An 18,366-nucleotide genomic window follows, 5' to 3' on the forward strand; every position below is an offset into this window, starting at 1 on the left:
CTCATTTTTTTACCAATACCACTTTAGCATTGTCATTTCTGGCAATGTTTTCCCTAAAAAGCCTGTAGTTTTCATATTCATTGCTGGCGTAGTACCCCTCGTTAATGGTAAGGGTGCGTTTGTAAAGCATTTTTGTAGGTGCAACCATTTCGTATTCGGTTTTATACTCGCCAAATTTATCAGTAAGGGTTACATTTTCCGGCCTGGCTTCTATAGTAAAACCTTCGGGCAGGTTAATGGTTATTTCATCATGGTCGTAAAAACCGGTAGATATCTCAAACGGCAGTTTACGGCTTCGGTACCGTTGCGGAATTGTAAACGACTGGTTAAAGGCATTAACCGCAAACATTACCCTGTTACCGCTTTTGTTGCAATAGCCCTCTGCCTCTATGGCAAGGTCTTCGGTAAATTGTTGGGTGTCGCTGTCGTTAGTTAGGTTGGTTTTCTTAAACTTAAGGTTGTTTATATTTTTAAAACGGTCTTTATAAATTTTATCGCGATCATCTGCCGATCGGTTTTCGACACTAAATTTATCGTCGTATTGCAACCCTTTAGATACTATTTTTAGCGCGCCTGCAATAGCGCCATTATCGGTAATATTGTAGTCGCCAGTTATTATCTGGGTATTGCCCTTACCCTCGTATACATGGGTACGCACCATTTGGCCCTTACCATCTTTTACAATAAGCGCCATGCGGTTATCGGTAAAATCGCCCTGAAAACCAAACGGCATTGTCTGGCTGGTGCATTCCAGCCACACGAGGTCGCCTTTATAGGGTATGGCAAGTACAATGTGGTTGCCCTGCATGCTCACAAAATCTTCGCGGATGTCGCGCCTGTTCCTGTCGCCATAAATAACCGTGTAATAAGAGTTTACACCCACTACCTTTAGCAACGCGCGGGTATAGTTGCTCAATGCTTTACAATCGCCGTAGCCCAGGCGGTCTACATCTTTAGCCAGCATAGGTTTCCAGCCGCCTATACCAAGTTGTATGCTTATGTAGCGTGTTTTTCCCTGAACGTATTTGTATACAATTTTTGCTTTTTTAAGATCGTCAGTCTCATTGCCTACCAACGCCTTAATTTTATTTTGGGTTTCTATAGGCAATTCATCGGTACCGGCCAGCAGGGTATTGCTCATCCATGCGCCAAGGGCTTCCCAGCTCGAAGCTTCGCCATCTACCCCCTCTAAATGAAATTTCTCTAACCCAAAAAGTACATGCGGACGCACTTTTAATAACGATGGTGAATATTCTTCATACCGTACTGCGGTAACATTTTCGGCACTAAGGCTAAGAATATTAGCTGTAGCCGATTTATTTAGCGTTACTTCGCCAAAATTATAGTCTTTATATTTAAAGCCCAGCGCCGCAGGATAGGTAATGTTAATAACCGATTTTTGCGTACTGGCATAAGCGCCATCTAAAGGCGACCACTGCGGTATAAATGCGGTATTAGATGTTTGCACCTCGCTGGTATATACTATTGTGAAGGGGTATTGCACGGGTGTATAATCAAGATATAGCATCCTGCCATCTAAAATCTCCGACCCTTCTGAAAGCGACTGGTCTTTAAATTCTTTCCGCTTTATCTTTTTTATCTGCTGTCCCTGAGCATCATACACCAAAACCTCTACATTTTTTATGGTAGTGTTTTTACTATAGTATTCAGATGCATCCATATAGCGCATACCCAACTCATTAAGTATGGTTACTGTACGGGCCTTTTTTATAGTCATAGAGTTTCGTGCCGTAATGGTAATATCGGTTTGGTCTAACCGGATGACTGCATTGGCATTTTCCTTTAGCGCATCGCTAATAGTAAGGAAAGATAAATTTTCCTGGGCCGCCAGTGGTGCGCAAAAAAACAGCAATAAGAGGGAGAATCTTAAAAACATGTTAAATTTTCTATTTTCGGTCAAAAATAGTCCATTTAATTAGATGTCAAAATTTTATTCCTTGTTTTTAGTATCAATTATTATGGTAACAGGGCCATCGTTTAAAAGGGCCACTTTCATATCAGCACCAAATTGTCCCGTTTGTATTTTTTTTCCTACTTCTATTTCCATTTGTTTTATAAATGCCTCATAGAGAGGTATGGCAACTTCCGGCCGTGCAGCTTTAATGTATGATGGGCGATTGCCTTTTTTAGTAAGTGCGTGGAGTGTGAATTGACTTACCACAATAATATCACCACCGGTTTCCTGAACTGAGAGATTCATAACCCCATCGGCATCGCCAAAAATCCTGAGCTTTGCAATCTTAGCCCTAAGCCAGTTAATATCTTCGGGAGTATCGGCATCTTCTATACCTATCAGTATTAAAAGCCCGCCATTAATAGCAGCTACTTTTTGCCCGTCTATAGTTACCGATGCTTCGGTTACACGTTGTAGTACAGCCTTCATTATTCCTCAAGATCAGGGTTTCGGCCATCTGCATAAATATCGGTACGGTAATGCTCGTCTTCGCCTTCCAGCATTTGGAGATAAGAGCGGTAACGTGACCAGGCAATTTCATCGGTATCTAAAGCGGCTTTAATGGCGCAATGCGGCTCATCTTTATGAAGGCAATTGTGGTATTTACATTGGTCTTTAATAGCAAAGAACTCAGGAAAATAATGCCCAATTTCGGCCTTTTCCATATCCACCATTCCAAAACCACGAATACCGGGTGTATCTATAATTTTAGCTCCAAAATCAAGGTCAAACATCTCGGCAAAAGTTGTAGTATGCTGCCCCTGGCTGTGCTGTGCCGATATTTTTTTTGTTTTGAGGTTAAATTCCGGCTGGATGGTATTTACCAACGTGCTTTTACCCACACCCGAATGGCCGGAGAACATGCTCACATTATCCTTCATTTCGGCTTTAAGCTCATCAATACCAGCAAGCGTTTCAGATGATACCCTTAAACATTGATAGCCTATGCGCTGATAGATAAACTGAAGAAACAATTGCTCGTCCTTCATTGCTTCATCAAACGTATCTATTTTATTAAATACAATAATAGCTGTAATGCCATAGGCCTCTGCCGTTACCAAAAATCTGTCGATAAAGCTTGTAGTGGTAGGCGGATTGTTTATAGTAACCAGTAAAAAAAGCTTGTCTATATTACTGGCAATAATGTGCATTTGCTTAGACAGGTTAACCGATTTACGAACAATATAATTTTCGCGCTCGTGTATATTGGTAATAATTCCGGTTACGGTATCGGTTGTTTCTTCCAGGTCGAAATCAACAACATCGCCCACCGCAACCGGATTGGTACTTTTAATGCCCTTTATGCGCAATTTACCCTTTATACGGCATTCGTATGTAGTGCCTTCCTCCGTTTTAACGGTATACCAGCTTCCTGTAGATTTATACACCAATCCTGTCATACCGCAAAGATAAGCAGATTAATTAATGTATGAGGCAGCAAATTAGCTTACTTATTATTTATGATCTTTTCCTGGTGGCTGATACTTTCCTGGTGAATTGCCTTAAAAATATCTACTATAAAATCGGCACCAAGGCCTTTTTCTGCTCCCTGAGCTGTCATCTTATCCAATATCTCGTTCCAGCGCCTGTTTTGCAAAACGGCCACATTAAACTCTTTCTTAAGCGCACCTATTTGCCCGGCAACTTCCATACGCTTGCCTAATATGTCTATCAGTTTATTGTCATAGTCATCAATGTGCACCCTAAAGCCTGCCATCCTTTTATCATAATCGGCTGTAGCTCCGGTTTCTTCACGAACACGAAGGTCTTCAAAAATCTTTTTAAGCACAATTGGCGTAACCTGTTGGGCGGCATCGCTCCATGCATTATCAGGATCGGTATGCGTTTCAATAATAAGTCCGTCATAATTAAGGTCAAGTGCCTGCTGGCTCACTTCCTGGATCATGTCCCTTCGTCCCGTAATATGGCTCGGGTCGCAAATAAGGGGCAGGTCGGGGAATTTATTCTGCAACTCAATAGCCAGCTGCCAAACCGGGATGTTACGGTATTTGGTTTTTTCGTACGAACTAAACCCACGGTGAATTACCCCCAGTTTTTTGATGCCCGCATTGTATAAACGCTCTACCCCGCCTATCCAAAGGGCTAAATCAGGGTTTACCGGGTTTTTAACCAGTACAATTTTATCAGTGCCCTGCAACGCATCGGCAATTTCTTGAACCGCAAATGGGTTTACAGTGGTACGTGCTCCTATCCACAATACGTCTATATCGTGCTCTAACGCCAGTTTAACATGGGTAGCATTGGCCACCTCTGTAGCCATTAACAGGCCGGTTTCGGCTTTAGCTTTTTGCAGCCATTTTAGGCCTATGGCGCCAACACCCTCAAACCCACCCGGGCGGGTACGCGGTTTCCAGATACCGGCGCGGTAAATGCTAACATCGCTGTCTTTAAGCTCATGTGCTATTTTTAAAACCTGGTCTTCGGTCTCGGCGCTGCATGGGCCGGCTATTACCAAGGGGTGGTCTAACTTAAAAGCATCTAACCAGGTACGGAGTGCTGTACTATTTTCCATAACTTCTTCTTTTTGTATTATCTATCGTCTTTCGTTTATTATCTTTTAACCTATGCCGTTAAGTATATTTTTAATCCTGTTGGTATTTTCCATTTCTTCAAACATCCCCTCGTAATCATCGTTTTCCAGCAATTGCTGAAAATGCTGCAAGTTGGCTATGTACTGCTGCAATGCCTGGCTTACATTGCTTTTATTTTCTTTAAATATAGATGCCCATGTAGTGGGCGAACTCTTGGCAAGCCTTACCGTACTGGCAAAACCACTGCCGGCCATATCAAAAATGTCGCGTTCGTCTTTTTCTTTTTCGATAACCGTTTTACCCAGCATGAACGAACTAATGTGCGACAGGTGCGATACATAGGCAATGTGTGTATCGTGCGAAACGGGATCCATATACCTGATGCGCATCCCTAAAGCTTTAAACAGTTCTAACGCTTTTTCCTGAAGCTTAAAGGCTGTTTTCTCTACCTCGCAAATAATGTTGGTCTTACCGTTAAACAACCCGTGTATTGCTGCCGACGGCCCCGAAAACTCGGTACCCGCAATGGGGTGCGTTGCGATAAAATTACGCCTTCGCAGATGATTTTCTACCGATTTGCAAATGGCAACTTTGGTAGAACCGGCATCGATTACTATAGTAGTATCGTTTATATGATCCAACACCTGCGGCAATATTTCGGATAACGTATTTACGGGCACTGCAACAACCACCCAGTCGGCATCTTTAAGGTCTTCTAAAACCGCAGCATGCTGTATGATACCAAGCAGCAAAGCTTCCTCAACGTGCTTTTCGTTGGCATCTATACCACAAATAACAGCCTCAGGGTATGCCTTTTTTATATCCAGCGCTAACGAACCACCAATTAATCCTAATCCTATTATGTATACTTTCATGTTTTTTGTTGTCAGTTGCCGGTTGTTAGTTGTCGGACTTTGCCACTTTGCTACTTTGTAACTTTGCTACTTTTAAAACCGATTAATTGCCTCCGCTATTATTGCTTCATCCGCGCACAGTGAAAAGCGTATGTAACCTTCGCCCGCTGTGCCAAACACCGTACCCGGAGTAAGGAAGATATGTTTGCCGTATAAAATCGTGTCTACATAAGCCTCAGCATTCTCTATCCCTGCAGGTAATTTAGCCCACACAAACAGTCCTGCCGTATTTCTATCATATGTGCAGCCTAATAAATCAGCCAGTTTAAAAATAAGGTTGCGGCGGCGGGCATATACTTTATTCAGTTCGGTAAACCATTCCGGACCGCTATCAAGCGCAGCAACGGCACCCTTTTGTATACCGTAAAACATACCGCTATCCATATTGCTTTTTACTTTTAGTACGGCATCAATCAGTTGGGTATTACCCATAACCATACCTACACGCCAGCCCGCCATATTAAAGGTTTTGCTAAGCGAATTAAGTTCCAGTGCTACTTCTTTAGCGCCTTCAATCTGGAAAAGCGACAACTGTGCATCATCATTCAGCACAAAGCTATAAGGGTTATCATTAACCAACAGTATATTATGTTTTGTAGCAAAGGCAACCAGTTTTTCGAACATTGCCCTGCTGCCTTTAGCGCCCGTAGGCATGTGCGGGTAGTTGACCCACATTATCTTTACTGCTGACAGATCCTGAGCTTCTAACGCCTCAAAATCAGGTTCCCAATTATTGGTTTCAGAAAGGTTATAAAACACAGGCTCTGCTCCTACAAGCTTGGTTGCCGATGTATACGTTGGATACCCCGGATTAGGAATAAGCACCTTGTCGCCCTCGTTTAAAAAGGCCATGCTTATATGCATAATACCTTCTTTACTGCCCATTAAGGGTAAAATTTCGTTAACCGGGTTAAGGCTTACACCAAAGTGGCTACTGTAAAATACAGCAATAGCTTCGCGCAGTTCGGGCAGGCCCTGGTAGCTTTGGTATTCGTGCGCCTTGGCATCAGTCATAGCATTGCTAATAGCAGCTATCACTGCCTGCGATGGTGGTAAATCAGGGCTGCCAATACCCATATTGATTACTTTCTTGCCATCGGCTATCATTTGGCGCACTTCACGTAACTTACCCGAAAAGTAGTATTCTTTTACGTCGTCCAGTCGTTTTGCAGGTACTATCATGCTTGTACTTTTTTATATTCGCCCAATACTTTAAAATGGGTGGTCATTAATTCTATTATTGCTTTCGCTTTTTCATAATGCTTGTACTTTTCAAAAGTAACATCCACAAAAAAAGAATATTTAAATGGTGTCTCGGCAATGGGCATACTCTGTATCTTAGTCAGGTTCAGCTTGCAGTTGTTCATTACATTAAGCACCGTTGCCAGGCTGCCGGGCGTATCATCCAACTCAAATTTGATTGATGCCTTATTAATCTCATCTTTAGGTATGGCCTTGTTTTGTGTCTTGATAATCACAAAGCGCGTCTGGTTATTTTTTATATTATGGATGCCTGCCGCCAGTATACTCAACCCAAACATTTGTGCGGCAATGGGGCTGCCCACTGCAGCTATCCCTTTAAGGTTGCCCTCACGGATAAGCCTTGCACTTTCGGCAGTATCGGCGCTTTCTACCAGTTTTATATGCGGATATTTTGCAAAGAATTCGCTGCACTGCAACAATGCCATAGGGTGCGAGTGTATCTCTTTAATATCTTCTACCATTTGCCCCTCCAGCGCCATAAGGTTCATGTTGATGTTTAAAATATGCTCGCCTATTATGTGCAGGTTGTTATGGTCTATCAAAGCGTAATTAGGGATAATAGACCCCGCAATACTATTCTCCAGCGCCATAATGCCCAACCCGGTGCGGTTTTGCACCAGGCTTTGTACCAGTATAGGGAAAGACATGCACTCTTCCAGTGTAACATCGGCACCAAAATACTCTCCCGCTACCTGATGGTGAAACGACCCTTTAATTCCCTGTATTGCAATTTTTGTCTCCATACGTTTTAGGCAAAAAAAAATCCCGATTTACATCGGGATTATATCTATTGTTTTAATTTCTTTTTAAGTTCTTATACAACAATACAACCCCTGTCCTCGTTCCAGAAGAAATAAAAATAGGTGTTAAAAAATACTGTCGTGTTCATGTTGTGTATTGCTATTTGGCTAAAGTAGGAAATTTTTTAATTGCCCAAACAAAAAAGTAAAAAAAATTAATCTCTTGTAAAATATGATACCTGGGTTTGCACATCATCGGGCATGTTAGCAGTAAGTTTTAAACAAGTTCGTTTTCATTAAGGGTAACAATCGTGTAGGCCATATCGGCTACTATCGGGTCAAATGATGTTATATTTAATGTTTCTCCCTCAACAAACCACATATCGGTTTGGGTGTCATTAGCCTCGCAATCTGTATTGTAGCCCACAAATTTAATATCTCCATCAGCAAAAAATTCCTGGTAATCCCTATTGGATGGGCAATCGTGCACATAGTTTTGAAAGGCACCACCGTTTATAGTTCCACCCTTAATAAACCATTTACCTAATATCAGTTGTTTGTAATCCTGCAATATCGGTGCAACGGCATCGTCGTCAGATGAACAGGCCGTTAAACACAGCATCATTACCAATAAAACCAGCGCTTTTGCGTTTATCTTTTTCATGTTTATAATTTTGCAGCGAATATATAAATTACCACCAACTGCCGCAACATTATAATTTCTTAGTATTTTTGCTTAAAATAAGTTACTATGTCTATTGAGGTTAAGGATATTTCTAAAAGTTATGGCGAGCAAAAAGCGCTCGATGCTGTTTCATTTTCTATAAACAGGGGCGAAATTGTGGGTTTCCTAGGGCCTAACGGTGCCGGTAAATCTACCCTTATGAAAATTCTTACCACCTATATTAATGCTGATACCGGCGAAGCCCTTGTTAATGGCAACGATGTCAATGCACAGCAAAAGGCCGTACAAAAATCGGTAGGTTACCTGCCGGAACATAACCCGCTTTATTTAGACCTGTATGTGCGCGAATACCTTGCCTTTAATGCAGATGTGTATAAGGTTAAAAAAGACCGTATAGAAGAGGTTATACAGCTTACAGGGCTTTCGCCCGAAGCCCATAAAAAAATTGGTGCACTCTCTAAAGGGTACCGCCAGCGTGTTGGGTTAGCCTCTGCATTGCTGCACGACCCTGAAGTGCTTATATTAGATGAACCCACAACCGGGCTTGACCCTAACCAGCTGGTGGAAATTCGCGACCTGATTAAAAACATTGGTAGAGACAAAACGGTATTTCTTTCTACGCATATTATGCAGGAGGTAGAAGCTATTTGCGACCGTGTTATTATTATTAACCACGGAAAAATTGTTACCGACAAGAAACTTAAAAACCTTGTTAAGGATACCAAACAAGACCAGGTTATTGAAGTGGAATTTGATAACGCTGTTGCCGAAGTTTTATTACAAACCCTACCGGATATAGCAGCTATTAAAAATACCCGCGGCAACGTTTGGGAGCTAACGTTTGTATCTGAAAAAGATATGCGCCCTACCCTGTTTGATTTTGCCCATGATAACGGACTTAAAACCCTACAACTTACCCTTAAGAGCAAAAACCTTGAAACCGTATTTAGGGAAATGACTAAAAAGAAATAATATGTGCGGAGGTGCGTTACCCTGGTGGAAAGATGAATTTGATAAAGATAAAGAGGATAATGATAACCCTGAAAATGATATCCCTACCGAGGAGCATGAGGATAATTGTGGGTAATATCTGCATTAAAAATAACAAAACGCCGGAATATTCCGGCGTTTTCGATATTTGTTCTTTGGAGCTGTAAACTGTCACTGAACACTAACTTACTCCTTAATACTCTTAACCCTTACCTTGTCAATCTTAACACCATCCATAGCAACCACTTCCAGTTCAAAAAGATGCCATGCAAGCTTTTCGCCTACTTTAGGTATATAGCTAAGCTCGGTCATTATTAGCCCGCTAACGGTTGTAACCTCATAATCGGTGGTAAGCTCATCAAGGTCAAAATAGGTAAGAAAATCGTGTAGCGGGTAATGCCCGTCTACCATCCAAGTACCATCATCCTGGGCCACGAGTTGGAACTCATCATCATAAAAATCAGATGCATCGCCCACAAGGGCTTCCAGAATATCGTTAAGAGTAATTATCCCCTGGAAAACACCATACTCATCGGTAACCAAGGCATAATGCACTTTGGTTTTTTTGAAAATTTCCAGTGCTTTATAAGCACTTGTATGCTCTATAAGGTAAACCGGCTCTATATTAATGTCTTTAAGGCTAAAGTTCTCTTTTTCGTAATTAGCAAAAATGTCTTTTAAAAGTACTACGCCAATAACATCGTCCAGGCTGTTGCCCTCGCATACCGGGTAAACCGAGTGCAGCTCTTCAAGCATGGTTTCCCTTATGCGGTCTTTATTAAAATCGGTAGAAAGGTAGGTAACCGATTTACGGTGCGTCATCAGTGAGTTAACCTTACGGTCGCCAATATGAAAAACGCGTTCCATAATATCGTGCTCAATTTCCTGAACCTCTCCCCCTTCGGTACCCTCTTTAATAATGGCCTTGATTTCTTCCTCTGTTACCTTTCCGTCTGCCGTAGGGCGGATGCGGAAGATCCTTAAAAGAAAATCAGTACTCGATGTAAGGAGCCATATAAACGGCGCTGTTATTATAGAGATAAACTTCATGGGCAGGGCTACCGCTTTAGCAATAGCCTCAGGGTAATTCAGGCCTATCCTTTTAGGCAGTAATTCTCCTAACACAAGCGAGAAAAATGTTAATATAACCACCACAATACCTACCGATATATTATCGGCATAGGGCTTCAGTACAGGGAAACCTTCTACAAAAACCTTTACATCATCGGTAACCTTATCGCCGGAATAGATACCCGTTAAGATACCAATAAGCGTAATGCCTATTTGTACCGTACTTAAAAATTTGTTTGGCGCATTGGCCAGGTCCAATGCCGTTTGTGCACTGGCGTTGCCTTTTTTGGCAGCGGTTTCAAGGCGACTCTTTCGGGCAGAGATCAAAGCGATCTCACTCATAGAGAACACCCCATTAAGTAATATAAGAAAAAATATTATGGCTATTTCCAATGGGTGCGGTTTTAGTTAAGCTTGTCTATTACCAGGCTTAACCTTTCGGTTATTTCCGCAATAGATCCAATACCGTCTACAGAATAATACTTTTCCTGCTTCTTGTAATATTCTATAAGAGGGGCAGTTTTTTCGTTATATTCCTGGTAGCGGTTACGTATAAGGGCTTCGTCCTGGTCGTCGGCACGGCCGCTGGTTTTGCCGCGCTCTAAAAGGCGTGCTACTAATATATCATCATTAGCCTCAAGGCCTATGGTAGCTGTTATTTCCCAACCTTTAGAAATTATAAACGCATCCAGCTCATCGGCCTGTGCAACAGTACGCGGAAAGCCGTCAAACAAAAAACCTGCTGTACCGGCATGTTTCTCTACCTCGTCCTGAAGCATCTTAATAGTAAGTGCATCGGGCACCAGCTCGCCTTTATCTATAAACGATTTGGCTTCTTTGCCAAGCGGGGTTTCATTTTTAATGTTAAACCTAAAAATGTCTCCGGTAGAAATATGGGTAAGGTTGTATTTTGTTCTTAAAAATTCGGCCTGGGTGCCTTTACCTGCGCCCGGTTTTCCAAAAAGTACAATATTGATCATTTTTAATATAATTGATTTTTATTCTTTTAACTGATACACCTGCGGCAAATTGCGGCCCAGCCCATTATAATCCAGCCCATAACCCACTATAAACTTATCGGGTATCTCAAAGCCTATGTAATCTAAGGCAATATCCTTAGTATACGCCAGCGGCTTAAAGAAAAGGGTGGCAATTTTAAGCTGCTTTACCTTATGTACCTCAAATATCTTTTTAAGGGCCTCAATGGTATGCCCGGTATCTACAATATCTTCTATAACCACCACGCTCCTGCCCTCAAGGTTCTGGCTTAAGCCAATGAGTTCCTTAACGCTGCCTGTGCTTTCGGTACCCTCGTATGATGCCATTTTTACAAAGCTCACTTCGCAGGGGCCGGTGTAATGTTTGGCAAAATCGGCCACCACCATAAAAGATCCGTTAAGCACCCCTATAAATACGGGCACCTCTCCGGTTAGGTCGGCCTCTGTCTGTTTTGCCATGCGCAACAGTGCTGCATCAATCTCGGCAGCAGTAATAAATGGCACAAATTGCTTATCGTGAAGCTGTATCACTACCTATGTATGGTTTAGATATAAGTTGCAAATATACTAAAACGCTAACAGCAGCTTATACATGTGGGTTTATTTTGTAATAATTTTATCAATGTTAAATGTTTTTTAATATTCAGGGTGTTAATAAACTAAAGCCGTGAGAAATAAGTAAATTCGGATAGAATTACAATTTCACCAATTACCGCTATGAAAAATACCCCCATTGCAGTTGCACTATTAAGTATGGCAATGCTTACGGCATGCCAGGAAAAGATAACTAAAAATGAAAAAGAGGCTGCTAAGGCCGAAGGCAGTACCACAGTTAAAACCGCCATTGGCGACCTGACGCTTGCTGCTCCATTTGTGTCAGAGTCGGTTAAAAAATTCAGCGATATTGTAGACTGGCCCGAGGGCGCTACACCTAAAGCACCCGCAGGTTTTACGGTTACTAAGCTTGCAACAGGCCTTAAAAATCCGCGCAATACTTACATAGCCCCTAACGGCGATATTTTTGTTGCAGAAAGCAATACTGACAGCAGTGCCGACCAAATAACGATTTTACGCGACAAGGATAAAGACGGTACGTTTGAAACCCGCGCCGTTTTTGCCGAAAAGCTTAACCAGCCCTACGGTATGCTTATCCTTAAAAACAGCTTTTATGTTGCCAATACCGATGGGCTGTATAAATATCCTTATAAAGAAGGCGACATGAAACTACAGGGCAAAGCCCGTAAAATTGTAGAATTGCCCGCGGGCGGCTACAACAACCACTGGACGCGTAACCTTATAGCCAATGCCGATGGCTCTAAAATATATATAACTGTAGGATCTGGTAGTAATGTTGCCGAACACGGTATGGGTAATGAGGCCCGCCGTGCCGACATACTGGAGGTTAACCCCGATGGTACCGGCGAACGCATTTATGCCAGCGGCCTGCGTAACCCTGTGGGTGTTGACTGGAACCCTGCAAACAAAGAGTTATGGACGGCAGTTAACGAGCGTGACGAACTTGGCGATGAGTTAGTACCCGATTATGTTACCAGTGTTAAGGATGGTGGCTTTTATGGATGGCCCTATTCATACTACGGACAAATTGAAGACCCGCGCCTAAAAGGGCAGGGTAAAGAATTAGTGGCTAAAGCCTTAGTGCCTGATGTACCGGTGGGATCTCACACGGCAACTTTAGGAATGACATTTTATACCAAAGATGCTTTTCCGGCTCAGTATAAAAACGGAATTTTTGCTGGGCAGCACGGCTCGTGGAACCGCTCTAAACTAAGCGGTTATAAAGTAATTTTTATTCCGTTTAAGGATGGCAAGCCAAGTGGCCCGCCACAGGATTTCTTAACCGGGTTTATATCTGATGAGGAGAAAGCTAAAGTATTTGGCCGCCCGGTTGATGTTACCGTAATGAACGACGGTTCTCTTATAGTAAACGACGACAGCGGAAACACCTTATGGAAAGTTACCGCTACTAAATAATACATTTCATCTTGCTTTTAATTATTTTTTTAATCCTGCACCTTTAATTTAAGGCTGCAGGATTTTTCTTAATTTGGCAATTCCAAAAACATTCCTCAAATGCCTAAAAAATTACTCGCTGCCCTGTTGCTTTTACTATCACTACAGGGTTTTGCACAGGATACTATACCCAAGCTTAAGTCTGATACAATTCAGAGACCTTCTTTCGTCTCTCTGCTATCGGGAAAAATCACATCTATAAACCTTACTTATCTCGAAGGCGTAACCATAAGCAGTTACCATATTAACGACAGCCTGCTCAATGCCCCGGCATCCATAAGTGTGCTTACCGCTGCCGATATGCAGCGCAACAACAACTCAGACATTTCCACCATACTAAACACTGTACCGGGCGTGCTGATGCAGAGCGGTGGTATTAATACCAACCGTATTTCAATCCGCGGTATCGGGGCACGTACACCCTATGGCACTAATAAGATACGTGCATTTTACGGTAGCATTCCCCTTACCTCGGGCGATAGCGAAACCACTATAGAGGATATCGACCTGAATATAATTGAGAGTACCGAGATCATCAAAGGGCCGTTATCCAGCGTTTACGGTGCTGGGTTGGGCGGTGCAATACTCATTACACCAAAACAATTAAGGTGGCAAAACAATCTTGCATCGGTAAACACTACTATAGGTTCTTTTGGACTGGCTAAGAATACTGTCAGGTATAGCCATAACAGCAAAATAGGCAGCCTTAACCTTAGCTACCATAAACTGGAAACCGATGGTTACCGCGATAACAGCGCTTACAACCGTGAAGGCGTTACCCTTGCGGGAGAACTGTTCAGGAAAGAAAAAAGCAAGCTAACCTACTTTGGAAATTACACGTACTTAAAAGCCTATATACCCAGTTCGGTCAGCAAAACAAGTTTTGACACCAATCCGCGCGCAGCAGCCCCAACGTGGGCCGCAGCTAAAGGTTACGAGCAATATAAAGCCTGGATGGGCGGCCTGGCGTACGACTGGCAGGCGGCAACCTGGTTAAAGAACAGTACATCTGTTTTTGTAAATACCAAAGAAAACTACGAACCACGCCCTTTTGACATCCTAACACAGGACAATACCGCTTATGGCGCACGTACCCAGTTTTTTGGCGACTTTAAATTTCTAAAATCAAAAGCACAGTTTATTACGGGTATGGAGTATTTTAAAGATGGCTTTACCGGCGGCACTTACGAGAATTTGTACCAGCAAAACAACGGCAATGGCACGTTACAGGGTAATCGTTTAACCGGCAGCGATCAGGACCGTGATTTTATCAATGCCTTTGCACAGCTCAGGCTGCCGCTTGCAAAAAAGTGGGAGGTTCAGGCCGGGGTTAACTACAACAAAACCACATTTACACTTGATAACACTTTCCCTGCCGAAAGCACCTCATCAGAAAAATACAGTTATGATGCCATTTGGTCGCCCCAGTTATCTTTGCTATACAAACCTTCTAAATTAAGCACATTGTATGCGTCGGTAAGCCGTGGGTTCTCCTTACCCTCTATCGAAGAAACCCTTACTACCAACGGTACCATCAACCCCAATATAAAACCTGAGAACGGCTACAATTTTGAGGTAGGCGGCAAATTTTACAGCCGCGACGAAAAGATGTTTATAGGCATCTCTCTTTACCGCATGCAAATAAAAGACCTATTGGTAGCGCAGCGCGTGGGCGACGATCAATACATTGGTGTTAACGCGGGTGAAACGCTTCACCAGGGCATTGAAGCCTCTGTTAATTACAAGTGGGATCTGGGCAATTTTAACCTGCAGCCTTATGTGGGGGCATCCATCGGGCAATATGAGTTTAAAGAATTTGTAAATAACGATATTGATTACAGCGGTAACGATTTAACAGGTGTTCCTTCAAGCAAAATTAATGCAGGCATAACTTTACAGGCACCCTACGGTTTGTACCTTAGTGCCGATTATTATTACGTGGACGATATTCCGCTTAACGATGCTAACTCGGCCTACGCCCACAGCTATAATCTGCTTAACGCAAAAGCAGGGTGGCAGTTTGACCTGTTTAAAGGCATGGCTGCAAACCTTTCGGCAGGTATAAATAACGCGACCGATACTCATTACGCCTCTATGGTATTGGTTAATGCAACTGGCGTAAATGGCTCACCGCCACGTTATTATTACCCGGGGCTGCCCGTTAACTATTACGGCAACATATCGTTAGGGTACAGCTTTTAACTGTCACAAAATGTCACGCTCCCCGTCACGCTTTATCACTATGTAATATAGATATGCGTTGGTTTATAAGATTAATTTTATCCTTTGGCAGTTTACTCTGCCCAATTCAGAAATTAAAATTAAAACAAAACGCTATGAGAAACTTTTTACTTACATGCCTGCTGTTTGTTGCATCCTTTGCTTTTGCTCAGGCTCCAACAATTACGGGAGACATTTTGCTTTGCCCTTATACAAACGGCACGGCAACAATTACCGGATCTACCACCTACACCACCTACCAGTGGTATTATAAGTACTGGTTTTTAGATGACGAATATGAAGCCATCGAAGGAGCTACATCTTCATCATTTACATACGACTGGTATACTTATGATCAGGCTTTATTAAAAGTGGTTGTAACTCAGGGCGCACAAACCTATGAGTCTAACAGCATACAGATAGACAGTTATGCATGGGTAGGATTAACCGTTATGCATTCAACTAACGATAATGTTAGTGAGGATGGCAACGGAGGTTATTTACTTTGCGAAGGTGGTGCAATTACCAATACCATTGGCAGCCCGTATACCAGTGTGCAATGGTTTAAGGATGGCGTTGCCATAGCGGGCGCTACGAGCAATGTTTATGTAATTACAACACCGGGAACGTATCATGCTGTCGCCGCACCAGGCTTTTGCCCGGCAAGCACCAGTAACACACTCCCTATAACTGTAGCACTTAACCCTGATTGCTTACCGGCAGACAATACCCCTGTTATAGAAGGCGATACCATGCTATGTGAATATACCGATGGTACAGCTGCTATTGCAAACGGTGTTATTTACGATACCTACCAGTGGTATGTAAAATTTTATGGCGATGAAGAATATACATTGCAGGAAGGTGAAACAGCAGCTTCATTTACCTATGATGCTTACAATTATACGTTATCAAGCATAAAAGTTGTTGTTACACTTGATGGCGAAACATACGAGTCTAACGTATTATTTATAGACCAGTACGTGTGGGGATCGCTTAGCGTTATGCATGAAGCCAATGATGCCGTTACTTTTGACCCTGACCAGGGTTACCTGCTTTGCGAAGGTGGCGAAATAATTAATACTATCGATTCTCCGTACACAATAGTACAATGGTTTAAAGATGGCGTTGCTATAGAAGGCGCAACAAGCCCAGTTTTTGTTATTACAGAGCCGGGTATTTACCACGCTACTGCAGCACCGGGCTTTTGCCCTAACAGTGTTAGCACCACTTTACCTATTACTGTAATTAACAATACAAACTGCTCTCCACAAACAGGTGCACCGGTAATTGCAGGCGACGTTATGCTTTGTCCGTACACCAATGGTACTGCTGAAATTACCAACGGCCAAACCTACGAAACCTATCAATGGTATTACAAATACTGGTTTACCGATGATGAATTTGTTGCTATTGAAGGCGCAACATCGGCTACGTTTACGTATGACTGGTTTACTTACGATCAGGCTTTACTAAAAGTAGTAGTTACCCAGGATGGTGAAACATACGAGTCTAACACCATACAGATAGACAGCCACAACTGGGCTTCATTAACTTTTGGGTCAGAATTTAGCGAAGGTGTAGTACCTGATAATGAAACGTTCTCATATCTTATTTGCCCAGGCGATTTTATTACCAATACACTAAACAGCCCTTACGACAGCAGCATACAGTGGTATAGGGATGGTGAAGCTATTGAAGGCGCTAACGAAGGAACGTACGTAATTACAGAACCGGGATCGTATTATGTGGTTGCAGCGCCCGCAGTTTGCCCTAACGCTACAAGCAGCACATTAGTTAGCCCTCTTGTAGTTTCATGGAACCCAGAATGTACAGCAGGCGTAAACGACCCATCGGCTCAGGATGCTTTTGTTATTTACCCTAACCCGGCAAGCAGCACACTTAACCTGCAATTGCCGCAAAGCTCTCTTTTAAACGAGTACACCATTTTTGATGTTACCGGTAAAAACCTAATGAGCGGCAGTGTAAACACCTCTGCATCAGCTATAAATATTTCAGGCCTTGCAGCCGGAACATACATTATAAAACTGAACGGCGGCCAGGCACAGGCTACCAAAATGTTCATTAAAAACTAAGTAGTGTTGAGTTAATTGAAAGGAACGGGGCTTATGTCCCGTTTTTTTTATGCCCTGATTTATGTTTACGGGTTTCCGTAAAATGCTCATTCTCATTACGGGTTTTCCGCACTTAACAATCCTTTAACAAAATCAAAAACCGATAAAGCCTTACTTTGCAGCAGTTTCTGGTTTAGTTTAAGAAAATACATCCAATCAATTATTTTTTACAATTAACGGAGTCATAAAAATGACTCCGTTTTTTTATGCCCATTTTTTGTATTTTAGTCATTAATATGGCAACTTTTTACAGTAAAATATCAAACAGCACTGCCCACCGCCCCATTCGCGATGAACTTTCTGCTGAAGCATTAGCAAACCCTAACCTCCTCCGGGAACTTTTTGACCTTGCTTTAAATGTTACTGACAAATATCACTACAAAGCCTGTTGGATCTTAGAACTGGTTTTAGAGGCTGATATTTCACTTTTGGAGTTTGAGTTAGCACACTTTTGCAGCACTTTGCCAAATTATAAACACGAAGGCGCTTTACGGTCGGTTTCTAAAATTTGTATGTTCGCCGTGCAGCACCATCAAAAAAACAACAGCTTTTTAAACGACACCCAACTACAGCAAATTACAGAGGCTGCTTTCGACTGGCTCATTAACCCCAATGGCAAAGTTGCTACAAAAGCCTACTCCATGCGCACCCTGTACCTTACAGGCAAACAAACCGACTGGATTTACCCTGAACTCGCCCGCATACTTGCCGAAGACACCGTAAAGCACACCGCTGCTTACAAAGCTGCCGCCAAAGACATCCTGAAGAAGATCAATGAATAGTAAGGCAGCA

Annotated in this window: 16 protein-coding genes; 5 read left to right on the plus strand and 11 right to left on the minus strand. The window is 42.5% G+C overall.

Annotated elements, in window-relative coordinates; genetic code table 11:
• Position 1 precedes the first annotated feature (1 nt).
• The 8 genes from FMM05_RS08205 to FMM05_RS08240 all read right to left on the minus strand — a co-directional run bounded on the left by FMM05_RS08205 (position 2) and on the right by FMM05_RS08240 (position 8,108).
• Complete coding sequence (locus FMM05_RS08205; protein ID WP_143372858.1) at positions 2 to 1,897, minus strand: DUF3857 domain-containing protein; 1,896 nt, start codon at positions 1,895 to 1,897, stop codon at positions 2 to 4.
• A gap of 54 nt (positions 1,898 to 1,951) precedes the next feature.
• Complete coding sequence (gene dtd / locus FMM05_RS08210) at positions 1,952 to 2,404, minus strand: D-aminoacyl-tRNA deacylase (protein WP_143372859.1); 453 nt, start codon at positions 2,402 to 2,404, stop codon at positions 1,952 to 1,954.
• Complete coding sequence (rsgA, locus tag FMM05_RS08215; protein WP_143372860.1) at positions 2,404 to 3,375, minus strand: ribosome small subunit-dependent GTPase A; 972 nt, start codon at positions 3,373 to 3,375, stop codon at positions 2,404 to 2,406. Before rsgA ends, dtd begins: the two co-directional genes overlap by 1 nt.
• Positions 3,376 to 3,422: 47 nt before the next feature.
• Complete coding sequence (locus FMM05_RS08220; RefSeq protein ID WP_143372861.1) at positions 3,423 to 4,508, minus strand: bifunctional 3-deoxy-7-phosphoheptulonate synthase/chorismate mutase type II; 1,086 nt, start codon at positions 4,506 to 4,508, stop codon at positions 3,423 to 3,425.
• Positions 4,509 to 4,553: 45 nt separating this feature from the next.
• On the minus strand, positions 4,554 to 5,402 hold the full coding sequence (locus FMM05_RS08225; protein ID WP_143372862.1) for a prephenate dehydrogenase: 849 nt from the start codon (positions 5,400 to 5,402) through the stop codon (positions 4,554 to 4,556).
• Positions 5,403 to 5,474: 72 nt separating this feature from the next.
• The gene (locus FMM05_RS08230) at positions 5,475 to 6,623 is read right to left on the minus strand and encodes a pyridoxal phosphate-dependent aminotransferase (protein WP_143372863.1); all 1,149 of its coding nucleotides are present in this window, start codon (positions 6,621 to 6,623) and stop codon (positions 5,475 to 5,477) included.
• Positions 6,620 to 7,447, minus strand: coding sequence for a prephenate dehydratase (locus FMM05_RS08235; protein WP_143372864.1), 828 nt, complete (start codon positions 7,445 to 7,447; stop codon positions 6,620 to 6,622). Before FMM05_RS08235 ends, FMM05_RS08230 begins: the two co-directional genes overlap by 4 nt.
• A 274-nt stretch (positions 7,448 to 7,721) precedes the next feature.
• A complete protein-coding gene (locus FMM05_RS08240) occupies positions 7,722 to 8,108 on the minus strand; it encodes a lipocalin family protein (protein WP_143372865.1) in 387 nt (128 codons plus the stop codon).
• An 87-nt stretch (positions 8,109 to 8,195) separates the two neighbouring features.
• On the opposite strand from FMM05_RS08240, the gene gldA reads away from it, so the two are divergent.
• Positions 8,196 to 9,101, plus strand: a complete 906-nt coding sequence (gene gldA, locus FMM05_RS08245; RefSeq protein ID WP_143372866.1) for a gliding motility-associated ABC transporter ATP-binding subunit GldA — start codon at positions 8,196 to 8,198, stop codon at positions 9,099 to 9,101.
• A gap of 204 nt (positions 9,102 to 9,305) precedes the next feature.
• Here gldA and FMM05_RS08250 read toward each other — a convergent pair whose 3' ends face one another.
• The 3 genes from FMM05_RS08250 to FMM05_RS21160 are packed head-to-tail and all read right to left on the minus strand — an operon-like array spanning position 9,306 to position 11,719.
• Complete coding sequence (locus tag FMM05_RS08250) at positions 9,306 to 10,583, minus strand: hemolysin family protein (protein ID WP_143372867.1); 1,278 nt, start codon at positions 10,581 to 10,583, stop codon at positions 9,306 to 9,308.
• Positions 10,584 to 10,594: 11 nt separating this feature from the next.
• Positions 10,595 to 11,170, minus strand: a complete 576-nt coding sequence (locus FMM05_RS21155; RefSeq protein WP_235894382.1) for an adenylate kinase — start codon at positions 11,168 to 11,170, stop codon at positions 10,595 to 10,597.
• Between the two features lie 18 nt (positions 11,171 to 11,188).
• On the minus strand, positions 11,189 to 11,719 hold the full coding sequence (locus FMM05_RS21160) for a phosphoribosyltransferase (protein ID WP_235894383.1): 531 nt from the start codon (positions 11,717 to 11,719) through the stop codon (positions 11,189 to 11,191).
• A gap of 186 nt (positions 11,720 to 11,905) precedes the next feature.
• Between FMM05_RS21160 and FMM05_RS08260 the strand changes: the two genes are divergently transcribed.
• From FMM05_RS08260 to FMM05_RS08275, 4 genes are all read left to right on the plus strand, one after another.
• Complete coding sequence (locus tag FMM05_RS08260; protein ID WP_143372868.1) at positions 11,906 to 13,180, plus strand: PQQ-dependent sugar dehydrogenase; 1,275 nt, start codon at positions 11,906 to 11,908, stop codon at positions 13,178 to 13,180.
• Positions 13,181 to 13,279: 99 nt separating this feature from the next.
• Positions 13,280 to 15,421 carry a TonB-dependent receptor gene (locus tag FMM05_RS08265; protein WP_143372869.1) on the plus strand — a complete coding sequence of 714 codons (2,142 nt, stop codon included), beginning with the start codon at positions 13,280 to 13,282 and terminating at the stop codon, positions 15,419 to 15,421.
• A gap of 134 nt (positions 15,422 to 15,555) precedes the next feature.
• Entirely contained in the window at positions 15,556 to 17,535 is a 1,980-nt protein-coding gene (locus FMM05_RS08270; RefSeq protein ID WP_185965533.1) for a T9SS type A sorting domain-containing protein, read from the plus strand.
• A gap of 275 nt (positions 17,536 to 17,810) precedes the next feature.
• Positions 17,811 to 18,356, plus strand: coding sequence for a hypothetical protein (locus FMM05_RS08275; RefSeq protein WP_143372871.1), 546 nt, complete (start codon positions 17,811 to 17,813; stop codon positions 18,354 to 18,356).
• Positions 18,357 to 18,366 lie beyond the last annotated feature (10 nt).

The organism is Flavobacterium zepuense, assembly GCF_007097145.1.
Taxonomy (GTDB): domain Bacteria; phylum Bacteroidota; class Bacteroidia; order Flavobacteriales; family Flavobacteriaceae; genus Flavobacterium; species Flavobacterium zepuense.

Coding starts and splice junctions, on each gene's coding strand:
- FMM05_RS08260 (WP_143372868.1), top strand. CDS start 11,906: ATGAAAAATACCCCCATTGCAGTTGCACTATTAAGTATGGCAATGCTT.
- FMM05_RS08270 (WP_185965533.1), top strand. CDS start 15,556: ATGAGAAACTTTTTACTTACATGCCTGCTGTTTGTTGCATCCTTTGCT.
- gldA (WP_143372866.1), top strand. CDS start 8,196: ATGTCTATTGAGGTTAAGGATATTTCTAAAAGTTATGGCGAGCAAAAA.
- FMM05_RS08235 (WP_143372864.1), bottom strand. CDS start 7,447: ATGGAGACAAAAATTGCAATACAGGGAATTAAAGGGTCGTTTCACCAT.
- dtd (WP_143372859.1), bottom strand. CDS start 2,404: ATGAAGGCTGTACTACAACGTGTAACCGAAGCATCGGTAACTATAGAC.
- rsgA (WP_143372860.1), bottom strand. CDS start 3,375: ATGACAGGATTGGTGTATAAATCTACAGGAAGCTGGTATACCGTTAAA.
- FMM05_RS08220 (WP_143372861.1), bottom strand. CDS start 4,508: ATGGAAAATAGTACAGCACTCCGTACCTGGTTAGATGCTTTTAAGTTA.
- FMM05_RS08230 (WP_143372863.1), bottom strand. CDS start 6,623: ATGATAGTACCTGCAAAACGACTGGACGACGTAAAAGAATACTACTTT.
- FMM05_RS08205 (WP_143372858.1), bottom strand. CDS start 1,897: ATGTTTTTAAGATTCTCCCTCTTATTGCTGTTTTTTTGCGCACCACTG.
- FMM05_RS08225 (WP_143372862.1), bottom strand. CDS start 5,402: ATGAAAGTATACATAATAGGATTAGGATTAATTGGTGGTTCGTTAGCG.
- FMM05_RS08265 (WP_143372869.1), top strand. CDS start 13,280: ATGCCTAAAAAATTACTCGCTGCCCTGTTGCTTTTACTATCACTACAG.
- FMM05_RS21155 (WP_235894382.1), bottom strand. CDS start 11,170: ATGATCAATATTGTACTTTTTGGAAAACCGGGCGCAGGTAAAGGCACC.
- FMM05_RS08240 (WP_143372865.1), bottom strand. CDS start 8,108: ATGAAAAAGATAAACGCAAAAGCGCTGGTTTTATTGGTAATGATGCTG.
- FMM05_RS08275 (WP_143372871.1), top strand. CDS start 17,811: ATGGCAACTTTTTACAGTAAAATATCAAACAGCACTGCCCACCGCCCC.